At 68.7% G+C, this 18,404-nt stretch carries 24 protein-coding genes; 14 read left to right on the forward strand and 10 right to left on the reverse strand.

Translation table 11 applies throughout. From position 1 onward, the window contains the following. The first annotated feature begins 72 nt into the window (after positions 1-72). The 7 genes from P9K36_RS04950 to P9K36_RS04980 all read left to right on the forward strand — a co-directional run bounded on the left by P9K36_RS04950 (position 73) and on the right by P9K36_RS04980 (position 5,347). Positions 73-1,317 (forward strand): cysteine desulfurase, encoded by a 1,245-nt coding sequence (locus P9K36_RS04950; protein WP_053609949.1) that lies wholly within the window; start codon positions 73-75, stop codon positions 1,315-1,317. 52 nt (positions 1,318-1,369) lie between these two features. Next, positions 1,370-1,753, forward strand: coding sequence for an SUF system Fe-S cluster assembly protein (locus tag P9K36_RS04955; protein ID WP_043351932.1), 384 nt, complete (start codon positions 1,370-1,372; stop codon positions 1,751-1,753). A gap of 245 nt (positions 1,754-1,998) precedes the next feature. Continuing rightward, positions 1,999-2,328 (forward strand): hypothetical protein, encoded by a 330-nt coding sequence (locus P9K36_RS04960; protein ID WP_043755820.1) that lies wholly within the window; start codon positions 1,999-2,001, stop codon positions 2,326-2,328. 299 nt (positions 2,329-2,627) lie between these two features. Beyond that, positions 2,628-2,939, forward strand: coding sequence for a hypothetical protein (locus P9K36_RS04965; RefSeq protein WP_043351929.1), 312 nt, complete (start codon positions 2,628-2,630; stop codon positions 2,937-2,939). A 271-nt stretch (positions 2,940-3,210) separates the two neighbouring features. Then, entirely contained in the window at positions 3,211-3,462 is a 252-nt protein-coding gene (locus P9K36_RS04970; protein ID WP_043351927.1) for a hypothetical protein, read from the forward strand. A 176-nt stretch (positions 3,463-3,638) separates the two neighbouring features. Beyond that, positions 3,639-4,571, forward strand: coding sequence for an ABC transporter ATP-binding protein (locus tag P9K36_RS04975; RefSeq protein ID WP_043755821.1), 933 nt, complete (start codon positions 3,639-3,641; stop codon positions 4,569-4,571). After that, positions 4,568-5,347, forward strand: a complete 780-nt coding sequence (locus P9K36_RS04980; protein WP_043351924.1) for an ABC transporter permease — start codon at positions 4,568-4,570, stop codon at positions 5,345-5,347. Before P9K36_RS04975 ends, P9K36_RS04980 begins: the two co-directional genes overlap by 4 nt. Before the next feature lie 4 nt (positions 5,348-5,351). Here the strand turns inward: P9K36_RS04980 and P9K36_RS04985 are convergent, their stop codons facing one another. Then, entirely contained in the window at positions 5,352-6,116 is a 765-nt protein-coding gene (locus P9K36_RS04985; RefSeq protein ID WP_043351922.1) for an alpha/beta hydrolase, read from the reverse strand. Between the two features lie 116 nt (positions 6,117-6,232). On the opposite strand from P9K36_RS04985, the gene P9K36_RS04990 reads away from it, so the two are divergent. Beyond that, positions 6,233-7,075: an FkbM family methyltransferase gene (locus tag P9K36_RS04990; protein WP_043351921.1), complete on the forward strand. Its 843-nt coding sequence runs from the start codon at positions 6,233-6,235 to the stop codon at positions 7,073-7,075. Here P9K36_RS04990 and sfsA read toward each other — a convergent pair. Beyond that, positions 7,062-7,775, reverse strand: a complete 714-nt coding sequence (sfsA, locus tag P9K36_RS04995; protein WP_043351919.1) for a DNA/RNA nuclease SfsA — start codon at positions 7,773-7,775, stop codon at positions 7,062-7,064. The genes P9K36_RS04990 and sfsA overlap by 14 nt on opposite strands. Before the next feature lie 77 nt (positions 7,776-7,852). Between sfsA and P9K36_RS05000 the strand changes: the two genes are divergently transcribed. Together P9K36_RS05000 and P9K36_RS05005 are read left to right on the forward strand one after the other, a co-directional pair. Continuing rightward, positions 7,853-8,593, forward strand: a complete 741-nt coding sequence (locus P9K36_RS05000) for a molybdopterin-binding protein (RefSeq protein ID WP_043755823.1) — start codon at positions 7,853-7,855, stop codon at positions 8,591-8,593. Positions 8,594-8,643: 50 nt separating this feature from the next. Next, positions 8,644-9,513, forward strand: a complete 870-nt coding sequence (locus tag P9K36_RS05005; RefSeq protein ID WP_043755825.1) for a formate/nitrite transporter family protein — start codon at positions 8,644-8,646, stop codon at positions 9,511-9,513. 195 nt (positions 9,514-9,708) lie between these two features. On the opposite strand, the gene P9K36_RS05010 is transcribed toward P9K36_RS05005, so the two are convergent. The 7 genes from P9K36_RS05010 to P9K36_RS05040 all read right to left on the reverse strand — a co-directional run bounded on the left by P9K36_RS05010 (position 9,709) and on the right by P9K36_RS05040 (position 13,851). Further along, the gene (locus P9K36_RS05010) at positions 9,709-10,194 is read right to left on the reverse strand and encodes an ATP F0F1 synthase subunit B (protein WP_170861837.1); all 486 of its coding nucleotides are present in this window, start codon (positions 10,192-10,194) and stop codon (positions 9,709-9,711) included. A gap of 16 nt (positions 10,195-10,210) precedes the next feature. After that, a complete protein-coding gene (locus P9K36_RS05015; protein ID WP_043383811.1) occupies positions 10,211-10,789 on the reverse strand; it encodes an ATP synthase subunit B in 579 nt (192 codons plus the stop codon). Between the two features lie 146 nt (positions 10,790-10,935). Continuing rightward, complete coding sequence (locus tag P9K36_RS05020) at positions 10,936-11,163, reverse strand: F0F1 ATP synthase subunit C (RefSeq protein ID WP_007566773.1); 228 nt, start codon at positions 11,161-11,163, stop codon at positions 10,936-10,938. Positions 11,164-11,238: 75 nt separating this feature from the next. After that, complete coding sequence (locus P9K36_RS05025; protein WP_043351912.1) at positions 11,239-11,994, reverse strand: F0F1 ATP synthase subunit A; 756 nt, start codon at positions 11,992-11,994, stop codon at positions 11,239-11,241. A gap of 74 nt (positions 11,995-12,068) precedes the next feature. Continuing rightward, positions 12,069-12,443 carry an AtpZ/AtpI family protein gene (locus P9K36_RS05030; protein ID WP_043351911.1) on the reverse strand — a complete coding sequence of 125 codons (375 nt, stop codon included), beginning with the start codon at positions 12,441-12,443 and terminating at the stop codon, positions 12,069-12,071. Positions 12,444-12,634: 191 nt separating this feature from the next. Next, positions 12,635-13,279, reverse strand: coding sequence for a DsbA family protein (locus tag P9K36_RS05035; protein ID WP_043351909.1), 645 nt, complete (start codon positions 13,277-13,279; stop codon positions 12,635-12,637). Positions 13,280-13,368: 89 nt separating this feature from the next. Beyond that, positions 13,369-13,851: a DciA family protein gene (locus tag P9K36_RS05040; RefSeq protein WP_043383805.1), complete on the reverse strand. Its 483-nt coding sequence runs from the start codon at positions 13,849-13,851 to the stop codon at positions 13,369-13,371. Between the two features lie 120 nt (positions 13,852-13,971). Between P9K36_RS05040 and mutY the strand changes: the two genes are divergently transcribed. Then, entirely contained in the window at positions 13,972-15,306 is a 1,335-nt protein-coding gene (gene mutY, locus P9K36_RS05045) for an A/G-specific adenine glycosylase (RefSeq protein ID WP_278306601.1), read from the forward strand. Between the two features lie 209 nt (positions 15,307-15,515). Here the strand turns inward: mutY and P9K36_RS05050 are convergent, their stop codons facing one another. After that, the gene (locus P9K36_RS05050) at positions 15,516-16,706 is read right to left on the reverse strand and encodes a site-specific DNA-methyltransferase (RefSeq protein WP_269466602.1); all 1,191 of its coding nucleotides are present in this window, start codon (positions 16,704-16,706) and stop codon (positions 15,516-15,518) included. A 585-nt stretch (positions 16,707-17,291) separates the two neighbouring features. Here P9K36_RS05050 and P9K36_RS05055 point away from each other — a divergent pair. The 3 genes from P9K36_RS05055 (at position 17,292) to P9K36_RS05065 (ending at position 18,397) form a co-directional block, all read left to right on the forward strand. Continuing rightward, on the forward strand, positions 17,292-17,642 hold the full coding sequence (locus tag P9K36_RS05055; protein WP_051044822.1) for a septal ring lytic transglycosylase RlpA family protein: 351 nt from the start codon (positions 17,292-17,294) through the stop codon (positions 17,640-17,642). 123 nt (positions 17,643-17,765) lie between these two features. Further along, the gene (locus P9K36_RS05060; RefSeq protein WP_043351901.1) at positions 17,766-18,080 is read left to right on the forward strand and encodes a polyhydroxyalkanoic acid system family protein; all 315 of its coding nucleotides are present in this window, start codon (positions 17,766-17,768) and stop codon (positions 18,078-18,080) included. 80 nt (positions 18,081-18,160) lie between these two features. Then, entirely contained in the window at positions 18,161-18,397 is a 237-nt protein-coding gene (locus tag P9K36_RS05065; RefSeq protein ID WP_043351899.1) for a hypothetical protein, read from the forward strand. Positions 18,398-18,404 lie beyond the last annotated feature (7 nt).

Genomic DNA, 18,404 nt, shown 5'->3' on the forward strand with positions numbered 1-18,404 from the left:
CCCTTACCCCTCCCCGCATGGGGGAGGGGGCCCGTCCTCTTCGAAGGGTGGGCGCTCAGTGAGTGAGAAGCGATGAACGCACCCGTCCTCACCCCCGCCTACGACGTCGAGGCGATCCGCAAGGATTTCCCGATCCTAGGCCAGCAGGTCTACGGCAAGAAGCTGGTCTACCTCGACAACGCCGCTTCGGCGCAGAAGCCCCGTCAGGTGATCGACGCGATGGTCTCCTGCATGGAGACCGGCTACGCCAACGTCCACCGCGGCCTGCACTACATGGCGAACGCCGCCACGGAGGGCTTCGAGGGCGCCCGTGAGACCACGCGGCAGTTCCTCAACGCCGCCTCCACGGACGAGATCATCTTCACCCGCAACGCCACCGAGGCCTACAACCTCGTGGCCTCGTCGATGGGCTGGGCCGGCCTGATCGGGGAGGGGGACGAGATCATCCTCTCGATCATGGAGCACCACTCCAACATCGTGCCCTGGCACTTCCTGCGCGAGCGCCGGGGCGCCGTGATTAAGTGGGCACCGGTGGACGACCAGGGCAACTTCCTGGTGGAGGAATACGAGAAGCTGTTCTCGCCCCGCACCAAGATGGTGGCGATCACCCACATGTCGAACGTGCTGGGCACGGTGACGCCCGCCGCGGAGATCGTGCGTATCGCCCACGCCCACGGCGTCCCGGTCCTGCTCGACGGCGCACAGAGCGCGGTCCATCAGCCCGTCGACGTGCAGGCGCTCGATTGCGACTTCTTCGTCTTCACCGGCCACAAGGTCTACGGGCCGACCGGAATCGGCGTGCTCTACGGCAAGAAGGAATGGCTGGAGCGCCTGCCGCCCTACCAGGGCGGCGGCGAGATGATCCGGACGGTGAGCGAGGACGCGGTCACCTACAACGAACCGCCGCACAAATTCGAGGCGGGCACCCCGGCCATCATCGAGGCTGTCGGCCTCGGCGCGGCGCTGGAATACATGATGACGCTGGGACGCGACGCGATCGCCGCCCACGAGGCGAAGCTGACGGCTTACGCGCAGGAGCGGCTCGGCGCGATGAACGCCCTGCGCCTGATCGGCACGGCTGCCGGCAAGGGCGGTGTGATCGCCTTCGAGATGAAGGGCGCTCATGCCCACGACATCGCCACGGTCATCGACCGCCAGGGCGTGGCGGTCCGGGCCGGGACCCACTGCGCCATGCCGCTGCTCCAGCGGTTCGGCGTGACCTCGACCTGCCGCGCGTCCTTCGGGCTCTACAACACGACCGCCGAGATCGATGCCCTTGCCGAAGCGCTCGGCAGGGCGGAGATGCTGTTTACCTGATATCTGGATCCGAGGCTGGTCCCGTCCGCGCGGGTCCGGGGAGAGTGAAGCGATGACCACCGACGCCACCATCACGGGGGGCATGAACGCCCCCGCCGTCGAAGGCGATTCCGCGATCCCGCAGGCGGAGCTCGATCGCCTGACCGACGACATCGTCGCGGCCCTGAAGACCGTCTACGATCCCGAGATTCCGGCTGACATCTACGAACTCGGCCTGATCTACAAGGTCGATATCGGCGACGATCGGAAGGTCGCCATCGACATGACGCTGACCGCCCCGGGCTGCCCGGTGGCCGGTGAGATGCCGGGCTGGGTGGAGAACGCGGTGAGCGCCGTGCCGGGCGTCCAGTCCTGTTCGGTGACCATGGTGTTCGATCCGCCGTGGGATCAGAGCCGCATGTCGGACGAGGCGCGCGTCGCCCTCGACATGTGGTAGGGCGGATCCGCGTTCACAGGCTCCTGAACACGCATGGGCGCGTGCCGCGAGGCGCGTGACCGCGCTCGAGTTTCGCTGCTGCGACAAGGGCATAAGCCGAAACGTTGGCATTGCGAAGGAATGGACGGCACCGGCGGACCTGCGGCGATCTACGTAGCCGTTAAGGTCTCGCTAACCATCGCGGCGCAGAGCGGAGACGGCCGCAGCAACAGCGGCAACTCCCTCGATACGGTTGGTGGAAACGGATGGCTTCGGGCTACGTGGTCGCGGCGTTCCTGGAGGCGGCCGGGCTGGTCGGCCTCGTGATCGCGGTGCTCCGGATACGGACGGAACGCCAGGCGAAGGCCGCCGAATTGCGGAGCTTTCTCCGCTCCGGGCAGATCCCGTCCGCCACCGCCGGAACGCCCCGCCGCGTGGACTTCGCGTCGCACGCGGTCGCCGTCCCGTTCACACCGGGACGCGGCAGCGGATTGCAGGGCCGCCCTTCGGCAGCCCGCTCGGCGCTCGGACGCGCCATCGTGCGCGGCGGCCCGGCCCTGCCGCCCCGCCTGACCGGTGCCATCAGCGCAGGATGATGTCGAGGCCGCTGCCGAACAGAACGACGGCGCTGAGCGTCAGCATGAACTTCAGATCTTCCAGGCGCGCGCTCATGATCGATCCTCGTTGTTCGGCTGACGGGCCGCCGCTGCGATGTCCGATCATCATCTAAAGCGTGGGATTCTCGCGAGTCCTTTCAGGTTCCGTTAGGGATTTACCGACGGTTTCTGTTTACTAACGTTACCGCTGCGTTAATTCGGGATCCGCAGGCGGCGGTTCATCTTGGTCCGATCCGATGCGGCGCTACGCACCTGCTGGCAGCAGGAAGGTTCGAGCCATGGCCCCATCACCGCCTACGACCGTCCGGCGGGCGCTCGATTGGCTGTTCCGCGACAGGAACACCGGCGCCATGACGGTGGCCCAGTGGCCCAATCTGCCGCTCTGGCTGTTTGCTGGCTTCAGTCTGGCCGCTTGGTCGGCGCAGGAGCAGGGGCCGCTCGCATCCTGGCTGTCCCTTGGGGCGGATCTTGCGCTGGCTTGGTGGGCTGCCGATGAGCTGCTGCGCGGCGTGAATCCCTGGCGTCGATTTCTCGGCGGTGCGACGATCCTGGGATTGGCCGCGCTGTTCGCCCTGCGCCACGCGGCCTAGGGCGGCATTTTCGCCACCTATAGTTGTATTTTTTGATGATGTTCCAGCGTGGAGGTTGCTTCACGCTGGCCGAATCCGGAGGCACGCCCACCGATCTGCCTCTACGCGCCAGCCATTCGGCCTTAAGTCGCAGCCCTCTTCCGAGGTAGAACCATAACGGTAGGTTGCACCCGCCGCGAGAGTGTGAATGGTAGAGCCGCGCCGCGCGAACGGCGCGTTTGTGGGACCCCGTGCATTCGCGCTCGGCTGAAGGATTGGTTTCGAAGAGATCATGACGGACGCGGGCGGATTCGATCTCGATGGCGCGGCCCAGTCGGCTCGTGAGCGGGACAAGCTGCTTCGAGACATCGCCCGCATGTTGAACGTTCCGGAATCCACATTCCGGAGGCCGCCAGCCTCCGGGGGAACCCGCGGCCCGAGCGCCGCGGAATGTGCCGCGCTGCTGACGGCCTTCTCGCGCATCGAAGACCCGGATCTCCGGAAGGAGTGCGTGGCGCTGGCGGAGCGCTACGGCCGCACGTGAGGGACGCGGCGTCCTCGCGGTGCGGTGGCACACACGGGGTCTGTCAGCACCGTGATTGCCGCGTGCTATAGGGGCGCCCGCTACCGAAGACGGTCCGATCGGTCGGCCCACCGCGTTTCCGGTGCCGGCCTCATGGCTGCCGGCACCGCGCATGCCCCAGCTCGTTCCAGGCCCCGATGCCGATCATCTCCATCTCGAAGCTGTCGAAGACCTACACGTCCGGCTTCACCGCCCTGCGCGACATCGAACTCGCCATCGAGCGGGGGGAGATCTTCGCGTTGCTGGGTCCGAACGGTGCCGGCAAGTCGACGCTCATCAACATCGTCTGCGGCATCGTCACCGCCAGTTCGGGAAGCGTTCTGGTCGACGGCCACGACATCGTGGCGGATTACCGCGCCGCGCGCCGGGCGATCGGCCTCGTGCCGCAGGAACTGACTACCGACGCCTTCGAGACGGTGCTGAACACCGTGAGCTTCTCCCGCGGCCTGTTCGGGATGAAGCCCGATGCCGGGCATATCGAGCGGATCCTGCGGGCGCTGTCCCTCTGGGACAAGCGCGACAGCCGGCTGATGACCCTGTCGGGCGGGATGAAGCGGCGGGTGCTCATCGCCAAGGCGCTGTCGCACGAGCCCCGGGTGCTGTTCCTCGACGAGCCCACCGCAGGCGTCGACGTGGAGCTGCGCCAGGATATGTGGCGCCTCGTGCGCGACCTGCGCCAGCAGGGCGTCACCGTCATTCTCACCACCCACTACATCGAAGAGGCCGAGGAAATGGCCGACCGCATCGGCGTGATCCGCCGGGGCGAGATCATCCTGGTCGAGGAGAAGGCCGCGCTGATGCACAAGCTCGGGCGCAAGCGGCTGACCCTGCATCTCCAGCAGCCGATCACCGCGGTGCCGCCGGAACTCGCCGATTACGGCCTGGCGCTCTCCGGGGAGGGCAGCGAGCTGGTCTATACCTATGACACCCGCGCCGAGCGGACCGGCATCACCGGGCTTCTCACTGGCCTGGCGGCGGCGGGAATCCGCTTCAAGGACCTTCACACCGAACAGAGTTCGCTGGAGGACATCTTCGTGGGCCTCGTGCGCGAGGAGAGGGCACAGGTATGAGCGCGGCGTTCACCCTGAACTGGCCGGCGGTCCGGGCCATCTACCGGTTCGAGATGGGCCGCTTCTGGCGCACCGCCGGGCAGAGCATCCTGGCTCCGGTCATCTCGACCACCCTGTACTTCGTGGTCTTCGGCGCCGCGATCGGCTCCCGGGTCTCGGCGGTCGACGGCGTGCCCTATGGGCTGTTCATCGTGCCCGGCCTGATCATGCTCTCGCTGCTCACGCAGAGCATCTCGAACGCCTCCTTCGGCATCTACTTCCCGCGCTTCGCCGGTACGATCTACGAGATCCTGTCGGCGCCGATCTCGCCGCTTGAGGTGGTGCTGGGCTTCGTCGGCGCGGCGGCCTCCAAATCGATCCTGATCGGGCTGATCATCCTGGCGACGTCGGCCCTGTTCGTGCCGCTGCGGATCGATCACCCGCTCTGGATGCTCGGCTTCCTGCTCCTCACCGCGGTGACCTTCAGCCTGTTCGGCTTCGTCATCGGCCTGTGGGCGGACGGCTTCGAGAAGCTGCAGCTGGTCCCGCTCCTCGTCGTGACCCCGCTCACCTTCCTGGGCGGCAGCTTCTACGCGATCTCCATGCTGCCGCCCTTCTGGCACGCGGTGAGCCTGCTCAACCCGGTCGTGTACCTGATCAGCGGTTTCCGCTGGGCGTTCTTCGGCAAGGCGGACGTGAACATCGCGATCAGCCTCGGCATGACCGCGCTGTTCCTGGTGATCTGCCTTGGCCTCGTCACCTACATCTTCCGGACGGGCTACCGGCTGAAGAGCTGAGGCTTCAGGGCTGCGCGGCCAGGAAGGCCAGCACCCCGTCCCGGTGCGGCTTGGCACCGACCGCGGTGGAGTGGTCCTTGCCCTCGATCTCGAGGGCCCGGGCGTCCGGGATCAGGGCGGCGAGCCCCGGGCCGGAGCCCGCGACCGTATCGAGGGTCCCGACCGAGACCAGAACCGGGACCTCGATCTGCGCGAGTTCCCCCCGGCTCAGCGTCTGACGTGAGCCGCGCATGCACGCGGCCAGCGCCCGCAGGTCGCTGCGGGTCTGCTCGGCAAAGGTGCGGAAGGCTGCGGCCGTCGGGTTGGGCGCCGGCGTCCCGGCGGGCGCCTCCAGGGCCTCAGCGATCCCCGAGGGCAAACCCTTGCCTTCGATGAGGTGCATTCCGAGGCCGCCGATCAGGGCCGAGCGAACCCGGTCCGCATGGTCCAGGGCAATATGGGCGGTGATCCGCCCGCCCATCGAGTAGCCCATGACGTGAGCGCGCTCGATGCCGAGATGGTCGAGAAGCCGGATCGCGTCGTTGGCCATCGCGTCGGAGCTGTAGGCGGCCGGATCGTAGAGCTTCTCGCTCTCGCCGTGACCGCGGTTGTCGAGCGCGATCGCGCGGTAGCCGGCCTGGGTCAGGGCGCGCACCCACTGGGTGTTGACCCAATTGACCGCATGGTTCGACGCGAAACCATGGATCAGAAGGATCGGCTTCCCGGCCCCGTCCGCGGGCGGGACGTCGATATAGGCGATCCGCACGCCGTCGGAATTGAAGGACTCCATGCCGCGCAACCCGTGTTCATCAAGCTCGGCCACGGCTTAGACCACCGGAGCGCGCCGGAGCAACGTGGATCGATCCGCTTGCGGCTCGGGGCGCCGGCTGGCAAACCGCCCCGGTCATGACCGACATCCAGCCCTACGGCACCTATGAACCGTCCGGTCTCGTCGCGGCGATCACCCGCCGCACGAACCGGATCCCGGCCGAATCCTGGTACGGGCGGCGCCTCGCGCTGTTCCTGCGCCGGATCGCCATCGCGCGGCTCGGGGGCAAGCCCCTCGACGTGACCCGCTACGGCGCGCGGATGCGGCTGCACCCCTACAACAACAACTGCGAGAAGAAGGTGCTCTTCACCCCGCAGTTCTTCGATCCGGAGGAGCGCGCGCTGCTCCAGAAGCACCTGCCGAGGGACTGCGTGTTCCTCGACATCGGAGCCAATGTCGGCGCCTACGCCCTGTGCGTGGCGGCCTTCTCGGGCCCGGGGGCGCGGATCGTCGCGGTCGAGCCCCAGCCCGACGTGTTCGACCGCCTGACCTACAACATCGCCCAGAACCCGTTCCACACCGTGAAGGCGGTCGCCTGCGCGGTGGCCGACAAGGCAGGCGAGCTGACCCTGTTCATCGATCCGCGCAACCGCGGCGAGTCGAGCCTGCGCATCGTCGGCACCAACGAGGGTGCGCGGATCACCGTCCCGGCGGTGACCCTCCTCGATCTCCTGCGGAGCGAGGGCCTCACCCGGGTCGATGCGGTCAAGCTCGACGTCGAGGGCGCCGAGGACCTCATCCTGGAGCCGTTCCTGCGCGAGGCGCCGGACGCGCTCCTGCCGCGGATCCTGCTGATCGAGAACGGCACCGGGCAGTGGCAGCTCGACCTGCTGCAGCATCTGGCGCGCTACGGCTATCGCGAGATCGCCCGCTCCCGGCTGAACCTGATGTTCGAGCGCAGCACCGTCAGGGCGGCGTGACCACCGGAATCTCCCCGGCGAGGACGACGCCCTCCGGCCCGACGGCGCATCGGTAGGCCCGGACCGCCACACCCGCCGCTCGCGCCTCCCGGAACGCCCGGTCGAAGGTGGGGTCGATGTCCCGGGCAACGTCGAACGCCTCGGCCTTCATCTGCACGACGATGACCACCAGCGCCCGGCCCCCCTCGGCCACGACCTGAGCCAGGTCGCGCATGTGCCGGGCGCTGCGGGCGGCTTTGCAATCCGGGAATTCCGCGAGGCCCGCCCGACGCATCATGTGACAGTTCTTCACCTCGACGTGGCAGGGGCCGGCCACCGCGCCGCTCGCCAGGAAATCGACCCGGCTGGCCTCGGCATAGCGGACCTCCGGCTTCAGCGTGTCGTGGCCGGCGAGCGCCGTGATCGCGCCGGCGCGAAAGGCCTCGGCCACGAGGGCGTTCGGGCGCAGGGTGTTGATGCCGACCCATTGCAGCCCCCCGGGCAGGTCGGCCTCCACCAGCTCCCAGGTCAGCGGCAGCTTGCGCGCCGGATTGGTCGAGCGCGACAGCAGCACCCGGGCGCCGGGCGTGTTCAGCCCGAGCATCGCTCCGGGATTGGGACAGTGCACCGTGACCCGTCCCTCATCGGTATCGATGTCGGCCAGGAAGCGCTTGTAGCGTTGCACGAGCCGTCCCGGCACGAGCGGCGCGGCGAACTGCATCGGATCCTCGGGGTTCACGTAGTCGCGGGCAACGGTTGCGCTATCTGCCTGCAGGCCCCGCCCGACGCCAGAGTTCCATGCCCCAGCCTTCCGAATCCGTCACCGCCGCGATCCTCGTCATCGGCGATGAGATCCTCTCGGGTCGCACCAAGGACAAGAACATCGGCACGATCGCCGACTTCCTCACCGCCGCCGGCATCGACCTGCGCGAGGTGCGGATCGTGCCCGACGAGGCCGCCATGATCGTCGAGGCGGTCAACGCCCTGCGTGCCCGCTACACCTATCTGTTCACCACAGGCGGGATCGGCCCGACCCACGACGACATCACCGCCGATTGCGTGGCCGAGGCCTTCGGGGTCGGCATCGATGTCGATGAGCGGGCGCGTGCGATGCTGCTGGAGCGGCACAAGCCCGAGGACCTGAACGCGGCGCGCCTGCGCATGGCGCGGATTCCGTTCGGAGCCGACCTGATCGCCAACCCGGTCTCGAAGGCGCCGGGCTTCCGCCTCGGCAATGTCCACGTGATGGCCGGCGTGCCCGGCATCATGCAGGCCATGCTGGATTCGATCGCCCCGACGCTGACAGGCGGCGCCGCGATGCTGTCCGAGACGATCGAGGCGGCCGGCCTGCCGGAGGGCAACTACGCGGGCGACCTCGGCGAGATCGCCAAGGCGCGGCCGGCCGTCTCCATCGGCTCGTATCCCGCGATGACTCCGGACGGTTTTCGCAACCGGATCGTCGTGCGCAGCCGGGACGCGCAGGCGCTCGCGGAGGCACGGAGCGCGGTCGAGGCGCTGGTGGCGCGTCTCTCGGCCTGACGGACTATCCTGCATCCGATCGGATCGAGTTGCGTTGCGGAGCTGGGCGGATGGTTCGGGACAAGAATAAGCGCGGCGATCCGGAGGCTCGCCGCGACGCGTTGCTGAAGGAGGTCTCCGAGATCGTCCGGCCCGATGCCTACGTCCTGCACGAGGTCATCCGGCTCGGCGGCGACGAGGAGCTGCGGCGCCACGGCCTCGCCCTGTTCCTCTCGGCCTTCGCCGCCGGCCTGAGCATCGCCCTGTCCCTGATCGTGCCGGGGGTCCTGCGGAGCCACCTGCCCGAGACCGATTGGGCCAAGATCGTGAGTTCGATGGGCTATGCGGTGGGATTTCTGGTCGTCGTCCTCGGGCGCCAGCAGCTCTTCACCGAGAACACGATCACGCCGATCCTGCCGCTGCTGCACGACCGCTCGGTGAAGACGGGCCTCCGGGTCATCCGGCTCTGGACCATCGTGCTGTCGGGCAACATCCTGGGAACGCTGGCGATCGCGACGCTGCTCGCCCATTCGGGCGCCTTCGAGCCGCCGGTCCTCAAGGCTTTCGCGGAGATCAGCCACGATGCCATCGCGCACGGCTTCTGGGCGACGTTCATCAAGGCGGTCTTCGCGGGCTGGATGATCGCCCTGATGGTCTGGTTCCTCCCCGCCACGGCCAGCGCGGCGCCGTTCGTGATCCTGCTGATGACGTGGCTGGTGGCGCTCTGCAGCCTCGCCCACATCGTCGCCGGCTCCGTGGAGGCCTTCTACCTGGTCGTTACGGGGGCGGCCTCAATGGGCGATTACGGGCTGAAGTTCTTCCTCCCCACGCTCCTCGGCAACACCTTCGGCGGCGTGGCGCTGGTGGCGGTGCTGAATTACGGGCAGGTCGCCCCGGAGGTGGAGGAGACCAAGGCCGTCGAGGGCGAGCGGGCGGATTAGACCCGGACGCCCGGTCCAGAACCGGTCCTGCCACCGCGCGGTCCGACCCGAAGCGGCCCTCAGCCGATGCGGCCTCGGCCGGACGGCTGGCGCCGACCGAGACGACGACCGGCGTCGCCGTGCAAAGGCCTCGCAGTTCCCGAAACGAAAAAAGCCGCCCGAAGGCGGCTTCTCCCTGCGGCGATGCCGGTGCGGTCAGGACCGCATGCGGGTCCGGACCTCGCCGAGGCTCGCACGGATCAGGCCCTGCGCCGCCTCGCCCTGCATCCGCTCGCGCAGGATGGTCTCCGATACCTTCACCGCAGCCTCCGCGGCAGCGGCGCGGACCTGGGCCTCGGCCTGCGCCTCGGCCTGGGCGATCTTCGTCTCGGCAGCCTTGGTGCGGCGGGCGAGGAAGTCATCGAGCTTGCGGTGACCCTCCTCGGCGGCGCGCGCGGCCTCCTCGCGGGCACCGGCGACGATCGACTCGGCCTCCTTCTCGGCCTCGGCGCGGCGACGCTTGTAGTCGGCGAGTACGGCGGCCGCCTCCTCGCGCAGGCGCTTGGCCTCGTCGAGTTCGTGGCGGACGCGGTTGGCGCGGCCGTCCAGACCCTTGGTCATCGTCGAGAAGGCACCGGCCTTCCAGGCGATGCCCATGAAGATGACGAACGCGACGGCGACCCAGAATTCGGCTTCGAGCAGCATCGTGGGATCCCGTTCAGTGTGCGGTGGCGTCGAGGGCGCGGTCGAGGGTGGCCCGGTCGGGGGCCTGACCCGTCAGACGCTCGACGATCGCCGAAGCGGCCTCGCCCGCGATGGAGCGGACATTGCCCATGGCGGCTTCAGTCCGCGTGCGGATCGTCGCCTCGGCAGCGACGAGCTTGGCGTTCAGCTCCGCCTCCAGCGCCTTGCGCTTGGTCTCGGCCTCGGCGGCCAGCGTGTTCCGGGTGGTCTGCGCGATGTCGCGCGCCTTGCCCTGGGCATCCCGGAGGCCGGTCTCGAAGGCCACGCCGGCGGCATCCGCCTCGGCCTTCATCGCCTGCGCCTGGTCCAGGTCGGCACGCAGGCGCTCGGCGCGGGCGTGCAGGATCGACTGGATCCGCGGCAGCGCGATCTTGTCCATCAGGTAGTAGAGGAGCCCGAAGGCCAGGGCGAGCCAGATCAGCTGCGCCAGGAAGCCCGACGTCTCGAAGGGCGGGAAGGCGCCCGAATGCGCTTCCGTATGTTCGACATGGCCCGGCACGAGCTTCGTGTCGGCGCCCGGGGGCGGCGTGGTGAGGGGATTGGGCTGCGCCATGAGACCGCTACACTGACACCGTTCGGTGAGGCCACCGCCGGCGCGGTGACGGACGAAGGCGGACGCCCCGTCGCGGGAGCGTCCACCCGTTCATCGGGCCGGAGCCCGGGAGGAGACCGCGGGGACCGCGGCCTCCGGGGCGCCGATCAGACGGCGAAGAGCAGCAGCAGGGCGATCAGCAGCGAGAAGATGCCGAGCGCCTCGGTGAGGGCGAAGCCCAGGAGCAGGGTGGCGCGCTGGCCGTCGGCCGCAGACGGGTTGCGAAGGGCGCCGGCGAGGAACTGACCGAACAGGTTGCCGAGGCCGATGCCCGCACCCGCCATGCCGAGGCAAGCGAGGCCGGCGCCGATGTACTTCGCAGCGACGGGATCCATGGTAACTCCTGAGGTCTCTTCAGATCGAAACGTGCAGTGACGTTTGCGGCGGGTGGAGCCGGCCAGGTCTGACGACTAGTGGCCGGGGTGAAGGGCGTCGTTGAGGTAGATCGCCGTCAGCGTCGCGAAGACGTAAGCCTGAAGCGCCGCAACGAGGAACTCGAGAGCGGTCAGCGCGATCGTCAGGAACAGCGGGAGCGGCGATAGCACGCTCCAGGCGCCTGCGAGAAGAAGCTGGACCACGAAGAAGGCGAAGATCTTCATCGCGATGTGGCCGGCCAGCATGTTGGCGAACAGACGGACCGACAGGCTGATCGGGCGCGAGATGAACGAGATCACCTCGATCGGCACCAGGATCGCGAGAAGCGGCTTCGGCACGCCCGACGGCACGAACAGGCCGAAGAAATGGGTGCCGTGCTTCATCACACCGAAGATCACCACGGTGGAGATCACCAGCGCCGCGAGGCCGAAGGTGATGATCAGGTGGCTGGTCACCGCGAAGGCGTAGGGGATCATCCCGAAGAGGTTCAGGACGAGCACGAACATGAACAGCGAGAACACCAGCGGCAGGAACCGCTTGCCGCCGTCGCCGGTCGCCTGATGCACGGTATCGGCGATGAATTCGTAGAAGATCTCGGCCAGCGCCTGCATGCGGCCCGGCACGACTGAGCGCGACGCCGTCGCCACGATGGTGATCAGCGCGATCACCCCGACAGCCGCGAACATGTAGAGGGCGGACTGTGTGAACGCGAGCTGCTGATGGCCGATATGGCCCAGCGAAACGAGCGGCTTCAGCTCGAACTGATGAATCGGGTCGATCGTGACCGCCATTCCCGCTTCCGCCCTTCTTGTCCGGCGCGCCGACGGGTGTCGGCCGCCCCACATTCCCTACCGATCGGCGCGCCTTATGGCTCCTGCCGATCGCGCCGTCCCGGACGCGCGCCGGCGAAACCCGACACCCGCATCACGTTGTAGATCCCCGCGACGAACCCCAGCATCAGGAGGACGATCAGGCCCCAGGGCTTCGTCCCGAAGACATGATCGACGATCCAGCCGAGTATGCCCCCTGCGATCACGCCCGCGACGAACTCCGTGGAGATCGTCATGGCCTGGCCCAGCGAGGATGGCCCGCCGTTCCGAGGGCGCGTCGATGGATCGGGAGCAGCCTGCGGCCGCTTCCGTTCGATCTGCGTCTCGAGACGTCTGAGCCTCGCGGAGAGTTCGCTGTCCGTCGGCGTCTGCTGGGTCCCTTTCCCGTCCCTCTGGTCGTCGCCGTTCACGGCTCAAAACTCATCGGGCAGGAGGATCTGGAACCCGCTGGACACCCCCAGCAAGCGGGGCGCACCATAGTTTCGCCTATCTTGAGTGTCAAGGCGAACCCCATACACAGTAAGTCTTTGATTTTGAGTTGGAATTCCAGCTTCAAGCGACGCGCCGGAGCCGCATTGCGCACAAGGCTCCGGCAGGGCTCTCAGGCCCCGATCAGCGGCTTGATCACCTTCTCCATCCCCTCGACGGTCATCTCGCCGGTATAGCGCTCGCCGTTGATGAAGAAGGTCGGGGTCGAATCGACCTTGAACACGTCGAGGCCGCGCTGCTTCACGGCGTTGACGGCGCTGTAGATCTTCTGGTCCTTCAGGCAGGCCTCGAAGGTCTGCTTGTTGTAGCCGGCCTGCCGGAGCATCTGCTCCAGGGCGTCCACAGGCTTGGGCGTGAAGGCCCAGGCCGGCTGCTGGTCGAACAGCAGGTCGGTGATCGGGTAATACTTGGAATCGCCCTGGCAGCGCGCCAGCATGAAAGCCGCCGTCGCCAGCGGGTCGAGGGGGAACTCGCGGAGCGTGAACCGCACCTTGCCGGTGTCGATGTAGCGCTCCTTGAGGGTCGGCCAGGTGTTCCGGTGGAAAGCCGCGCAGTGCGAGCAGGTCATCGACGCGTATTCGATGATCGTGCACTTGGCGTCCGCCGGGCCGAGCCAGACATCGCCGAGGGGACCCGGCTGCAGCAGCGCGGCCATCTCGGAATTCTGCGCCCGGGCGGGCCGCGCGAGATAGGGCAGGGCGAGACCGGCGCCGAGGGCGAGGCCGGAGAATTTGAGAGCGTCGCGTCGCGTCGTCATCGGGCAGGCTCCGCCGGATTGAACAGTCGTGGCGTTCCGAAGCCGGTACTCGGGCGCGACCGTCCTGGCAAGGTGACCGAATCGACCGCTCACCGGTCCGGGCGCGTCGCCACCGCGGCGATGCCGAGGCGATCGAGGGCGGCGCGCAGGCCGTCATCGGCGATCCCCGCTACGGCGCGCTGCACCTCGACGGCGGCGGCCGGATCGATGCGGGCGGGGGAGGGCGCTCGGGCGCCGCGCCCGACCCGGTCCTGCTGCAGAACGATCCGCGAGACGCAGGCCCAGCCGTAATGGGCGTTGATCCGCTGGATCACCACCGGCGCGAGATGCTGCAGCTCGAGGGCGAAGACGCCCTCGACGCGCACCACCAGCGTCCCGGATTCGGGCGTGCCGGCATCCTTCCGGCGACGCTTGGGCCATTCGAGCTTGGAAGGCCGGCAATATCGCGCGAGCCGTTCGCCGACGATCTCCGGCCAGGCGGCCAGGATGTCGGTCGACGCGAAGCCCTGCGCCGCGAAGGCAGGTCCGATGCAGCTCTCGATCAGCTCGGCCAGCGGTTTGACGCGCGCCATGGTGGTTCCGGCCCTGTGGATCCGCGAAGGTTAGCGCAGGATGGTTGACGAAGGGAGCACGGGGCCGCGCTGTCATCGCCCTATGATCGCCGCCGACCTGCGGCTATGCAGCCTGAACGCATGCCGACCCGCACCGCCACGGATCCCAAGCCCGGCCCCGAACCGCGCGCCGACGAGCTGCTCGCCTGGTACGACCGGCATCGGCGGGTGCTGCCCTGGCGGGCGCTCGCCGGCGAGGTGCCCGATCCCTACCGGGTCTGGCTGTCCGAGGTCATGCTGCAGCAGACCACGATCGCGGCGGTCCGGCCGTATTTCGAGCGCTTCCTGACGCGCTTCCCCGATGTCGTCGCCCTGGCCGACGCCCCCGAGGAGGCGGTGATGTCGGCCTGGGCCGGCCTCGGCTATTATTCGCGCGCCCGTAACCTCCATGCCTGCGCCAAGGCGGTCGCGGCGGCTGGCGGGCGCTTTCCCGACACGGCGGACGCCCTGCGCCAGCTGCCGGGAATCGGCGCCTACACGGCCGGGGCCATCGCGGCAATCGCCTTCGACCGGCCGGAGGCCGCCGTCGACGGCAATGTCGAGCGGGTCCTGAGCCGGGCCTACGCGGTGGAGACGCCCCTCCCGGGCAGCCGGCCGGAGATCCGCCGCCTGACGCAGGCGCTGGTCCCGGAGGACCGGCCCGGCGACTTTGCCCAGGCGCTCATGGATCTCGGCGCGACGATCTGCACGCCCAAGCGCCCCGCCTGCGCCCTCTGCCCGTGGATGCTGCCCTGCCGCGCCCGGTCGCTCGGCACCCAGCAGACGTTCCCGCGCAAGATCAAGGTCGCCAAGGGCGCGCTCCGCCGCGGTGCGGCCTTCGTGGTGATCCGCAGCGGCGACGAGGCGGTGCTGCTGCGGACGCGCGCGCCGGAGGGGCTGCTCGGCAACATGGCCGAGCCGCCTGGCAGCGCCTGGGAGCCGGACTACGACGTCGCCGCCGCCCTCCTGGACGCGCCGCTGGATGCCCGGTGGAAGCGGCTTCCGGGGCTCGTGCGCCACGGCTTCACGCATTTTCCGCTGGAGCTGACGGTCTTCGTGGCCCGTGTCGCGCTCGCGACACCGGTTCCGGCCGGCATGCGCTTCACCCCGCGCAGCGCCCTCGACGACGAGCCGCTCCCCGGCCTGATGCGCAAGGTCCTGGCCCACGCCTTCGATCCGAAGCCGGAGCCCGAGGCGAAGCCGCGCGGACGCCCCCGGAAAGAGCCGCCGCCGATGCCGCTCCTCGCGGCGATGGAGGCGCCGGTGTCGATGCCGGATCCGGACCCGCGCCCGCGCGTGCGGGCCGTTCCGAAGCCCCAGCCGAGGCCGGCGCCCGCGCCACCGCCCGAAGCGGACGATCTGCATGAGGGCGAGGTGGAGCCGCCCGCGACACCGACCTCGCCGCGGCGCCGGGGCCCGGCCCGAAGACGGCCCTGACCCGGTCGCACCGCACGTCCGGGGCTGCCAGCAGGCGCGAGCCCCGGAATCCAGCGACCCTGCCGGTCCGGGACGGTGCGTTCAAGCGCAGTGCCGGCGCGGTTCCGGATTGCGGGCGCAGCGACGGGGCCCAGGGCAGGGCGACATCCGACAGCGTCATGCCAGCCTGGATGGCGTCGCTCCGCCCGCGCGGACGGCCGCGACATTCGTCAGCCGTTCGCCATCGCCTGCCGCAGGCCCGCCCGGTAGGTGTCGATCACCACCGGCTTGCCGCCGCGCTCCACGTGCCAGAAGGTCCAGCCATTGCAGGCCGGCAGGCCCTGGACCAGGGCGCCGATCTTGTGGATCGAGCCGATGACGAGGCCGTTGTCGAGCTGGCCGTCGGGGCGGACCGTGGCGCGGAAGCGGCGGCGCTCGTCCGTGACGGTCTCGCCGGGGCGGATATGGCCCGCCTCGATCACCGACAGGAACGGCACCCGCGGCTCGGCGCGCTTGGTCGGCGCCACCATAAGGGCGGCCTTCGACAGGGTCTCGACGGCGGCGATCCGCTCACGGGCGGCCGCCGCGTAGGTCTCCTCGCGCTCGATGCCGATGAAGCGGCGGCCGAGGCGCTTGGCGACGGCGCCGGTGGTGCCGGTGCCGAAGAACGGGTCGAGGACCACGTCGCCGGGATTGGTCGCCGCCAACAGCGTCCGGGCGAGCAGGGCCTCGGGCTTCTGGGTCGGATGGACCTTGCGCCCGTCCGCATCCTTCAGCCGCTCCTCGCCGGTGCAGAGGGGGATGAACCAGTCGGAGCGCATCTGGAGGTCCTCGTTGCCTCCTTTCAGCGCCTCGTAGTGGAAGGTGTAGCCCTTCGAGTCCGCCGAGCGCGAGGCCCAGATCAGGGTCTCGTGCGCATTGGTGAAGCGCTTGCCGCGGAAGTTCGGCATCGGGTTGGCCTTGCGCCAGACGATGTCGTTGAGGATCCAGTAACCGAGATCCTGCAACGCGCTCCCGACCCGGAAGATGTTGTGGTACGAACCGATCACCCAGAGGGTCGCGTTCGGCTTCATCACGCGGCGGCAGGCGGCGAGCCAGTCCCGGGTGAAGGCGTCGTAGGCCTCGAAGGTGGCGAACTTGTCCCAATCGTCGTCGACGGCGTCGACGCGGCTCTGGTCCGGACGCAGCAGCCCGGCCTCGCCGAGCTGTAGGTTGTAGGGCGGATCGGCGAACACGCAGTCGACGCTGGACGCCGGCAGAGCGTTCATGGCCGCGATACAATCCCCGACGAGAACTTGGTCGAGGGGTAGGGAACGCTGGGCGGGTACGAGACCCATCCGTGGCGCCGACGCGGGCCGCCCGGCACGCGAGACCTGTTTCCGGGCGACGGCGTCGGCAGCCACGGTACGCGGGGAAGCCATGGCAAACACCGGTTACGCGACTGACCGGCAGACCATGCCTCCGGTACGGTAAAGGTCACGTTGTCGAATTCGGCGGCGCCGCGTCCCGTTCTGGGGCTGCAGATTTTGCCGACCCCGCTCTCGGACAATCCTGCGACAGATTAAGCAACGGTTACCCGGCGGTCCCGGGCGCCGTTTACGCGGCGATGACCCGTCACATCTGCGGGCGTCCGGCCCTAGCGCAGGGCCTGGACTGTCCGAACCGCCGGGCATGCCGGGCGGCGGCCATAAGGTCTGGTTTCCGCGTCCGCTTCCAGCTCAGCGGGATGCAGGGTCACAGCCGATGCAGGGCTTAGGAAAATCAGCCTATTTCGGCGCGCCGCAGGGTGGCCTGGACAGTACTTTCCGAATACGCGAAAGATCCAAACAATGCATTCTCCGCGAAACAAATGGAAACAAACCGTAATAAACCTCCATGTAATAATCATGATCAGGACGAAATCGGCCAAAATGTGACAGAATCGGCCCGCAAATGCCTGCCATAATCCGGCCGATTTCGGACACGACTGGCGCCGCCCCGACAACAACAAAGGGAATGCGTCGAGAATGTCGTTTGGTTTCGGTAAGCTCGTTGTCTCACTTGGAATGCTGTCCACCGTCGTCGGAACAAGCCTCCCGGCCGCCGCGCAGAGCGGAGCGGCCTCCTGGTATGGAAGCGGTCATCGCACCGCGAACGGCGAGCGTTTCAACCCCAACGGACTGACCGCCGCCCATCGCAGCCTGCCGTTCGGCACCCGGGTCCGCGTCGAGAACAGGCGGACCGGCCGCTCGGTGGTCGTTCGCATCAACGATCGCGGTCCCTTCGTGCGCGGCCGCATCATCGATCTGTCGCGTGGCTCCGCCCGCGCTCTGGGCATGGGCGGCACGACCTACGTGTCGCTGCAAGTCGTGCACTGATCCCTCACGGGCGCCGCACGCGCCGGGCCACCGCCCGTCCGAGAGGGCGGGGCGGCTCCCCGGGCGTTGTCTGCCGCGCCCGGACGCCCCATCTGCAGCCGGGTTCAGCTCGGATCAGTGCCCATGCCCAAGCCCCTCATCGTCGACATCCCGCACGACCTCGGCCGCGATGAGGCCAAGCGTCGCCTGGAGCACGGCACGGATCAGGCGCGGGCCTTCCTGGCCAAGAGCGGCATCACCGTGGACCAGCTCGCCTGGACGGGGGACCGACTCGATTTCGGCGTGTCGGCGATGACCCAGAAAGTCGCCGGGACGATCGACGTGGGCGCCGAGAGCGTCCGCCTGGAGGTGAAGCTGCCGTTCCTGCTCGCCCTGTTCGCCGAGAAGATCCAGAAGGTCGCGAGCAAGGAGGGCAACCTCCTGCTGACGAAGAAGTAGCGCTCCGGAACCGGATCGGCCGGTCTCTGTTTCCGCGGGACCGGTGCCGAAGTGCGCCGTCGGTCTCGTGGAGGATTACGGTGCCCGATTACACCCTCGCCGATCCGGGGCAGGTCCCCGAGGTCCCGCCGCAGCCGGCTCCGGTGCCGGACCGGCCCTACGATCCGCCGCAGGCCCCGACGCAGCCGCCCGGACCGGAGATCCCGGGGAACACACCGGCCGAGGCGCCGGGCGTCCATCCGCCGGAGATCCCGGTCAACGATCCGGGCGCGCCCGAGATCAGCCCGCCGACGGGTCCGGCCAATCCGATCGCCTGACCGGCCG

Origin of the sequence: Methylobacterium sp. 391_Methyba4 (genome assembly GCF_029691625.1) — a bacterium.
Taxonomy (GTDB): domain Bacteria; phylum Pseudomonadota; class Alphaproteobacteria; order Rhizobiales; family Beijerinckiaceae; genus Methylobacterium; species Methylobacterium fujisawaense.

Excerpts from the sequence above, each read along its gene's own strand:
- P9K36_RS04970 (WP_043351927.1), top strand. The coding sequence starts at position 3,211 with ATGACGGACGCGGGCGGATTCGATCTCGATGGCGCGGCCCAGTCGGCT.
- P9K36_RS04990 (WP_043351921.1), top strand. The coding sequence starts at position 6,233 with ATGACCGACATCCAGCCCTACGGCACCTATGAACCGTCCGGTCTCGTC.
- P9K36_RS04985 (WP_043351922.1), bottom strand. The coding sequence starts at position 6,116 with ATGGAGTCCTTCAATTCCGACGGCGTGCGGATCGCCTATATCGACGTC.
- sfsA (WP_043351919.1), bottom strand. The coding sequence starts at position 7,775 with ATGCAGTTCGCCGCGCCGCTCGTGCCGGGACGGCTCGTGCAACGCTAC.
- P9K36_RS05060 (WP_043351901.1), top strand. The coding sequence starts at position 17,766 with ATGCCCAAGCCCCTCATCGTCGACATCCCGCACGACCTCGGCCGCGAT.
- P9K36_RS04965 (WP_043351929.1), top strand. The coding sequence starts at position 2,628 with ATGGCCCCATCACCGCCTACGACCGTCCGGCGGGCGCTCGATTGGCTG.
- P9K36_RS05015 (WP_043383811.1), bottom strand. The coding sequence starts at position 10,789 with ATGGCGCAGCCCAATCCCCTCACCACGCCGCCCCCGGGCGCCGACACG.
- P9K36_RS04980 (WP_043351924.1), top strand. The coding sequence starts at position 4,568 with ATGAGCGCGGCGTTCACCCTGAACTGGCCGGCGGTCCGGGCCATCTAC.
- P9K36_RS04960 (WP_043755820.1), top strand. The coding sequence starts at position 1,999 with ATGGCTTCGGGCTACGTGGTCGCGGCGTTCCTGGAGGCGGCCGGGCTG.
- P9K36_RS05020 (WP_007566773.1), bottom strand. The coding sequence starts at position 11,163 with ATGGATCCCGTCGCTGCGAAGTACATCGGCGCCGGCCTCGCTTGCCTC.
- P9K36_RS05050 (WP_269466602.1), bottom strand. The coding sequence starts at position 16,706 with ATGGCTTCCCCGCGTACCGTGGCTGCCGACGCCGTCGCCCGGAAACAG.
- P9K36_RS04950 (WP_053609949.1), top strand. The coding sequence starts at position 73 with ATGAACGCACCCGTCCTCACCCCCGCCTACGACGTCGAGGCGATCCGC.
- P9K36_RS05055 (WP_051044822.1), top strand. The coding sequence starts at position 17,292 with ATGTCGTTTGGTTTCGGTAAGCTCGTTGTCTCACTTGGAATGCTGTCC.
- P9K36_RS05025 (WP_043351912.1), bottom strand. The coding sequence starts at position 11,994 with ATGGCGGTCACGATCGACCCGATTCATCAGTTCGAGCTGAAGCCGCTC.
- mutY (WP_278306601.1), top strand. The coding sequence starts at position 13,972 with ATGCCGACCCGCACCGCCACGGATCCCAAGCCCGGCCCCGAACCGCGC.
- P9K36_RS04955 (WP_043351932.1), top strand. The coding sequence starts at position 1,370 with ATGACCACCGACGCCACCATCACGGGGGGCATGAACGCCCCCGCCGTC.
- P9K36_RS05035 (WP_043351909.1), bottom strand. The coding sequence starts at position 13,279 with ATGACGACGCGACGCGACGCTCTCAAATTCTCCGGCCTCGCCCTCGGC.
- P9K36_RS05040 (WP_043383805.1), bottom strand. The coding sequence starts at position 13,851 with ATGGCGCGCGTCAAACCGCTGGCCGAGCTGATCGAGAGCTGCATCGGA.
- P9K36_RS04975 (WP_043755821.1), top strand. The coding sequence starts at position 3,639 with ATGCCGATCATCTCCATCTCGAAGCTGTCGAAGACCTACACGTCCGGC.
- P9K36_RS05000 (WP_043755823.1), top strand. The coding sequence starts at position 7,853 with ATGCCCCAGCCTTCCGAATCCGTCACCGCCGCGATCCTCGTCATCGGC.
- P9K36_RS05005 (WP_043755825.1), top strand. The coding sequence starts at position 8,644 with ATGGTTCGGGACAAGAATAAGCGCGGCGATCCGGAGGCTCGCCGCGAC.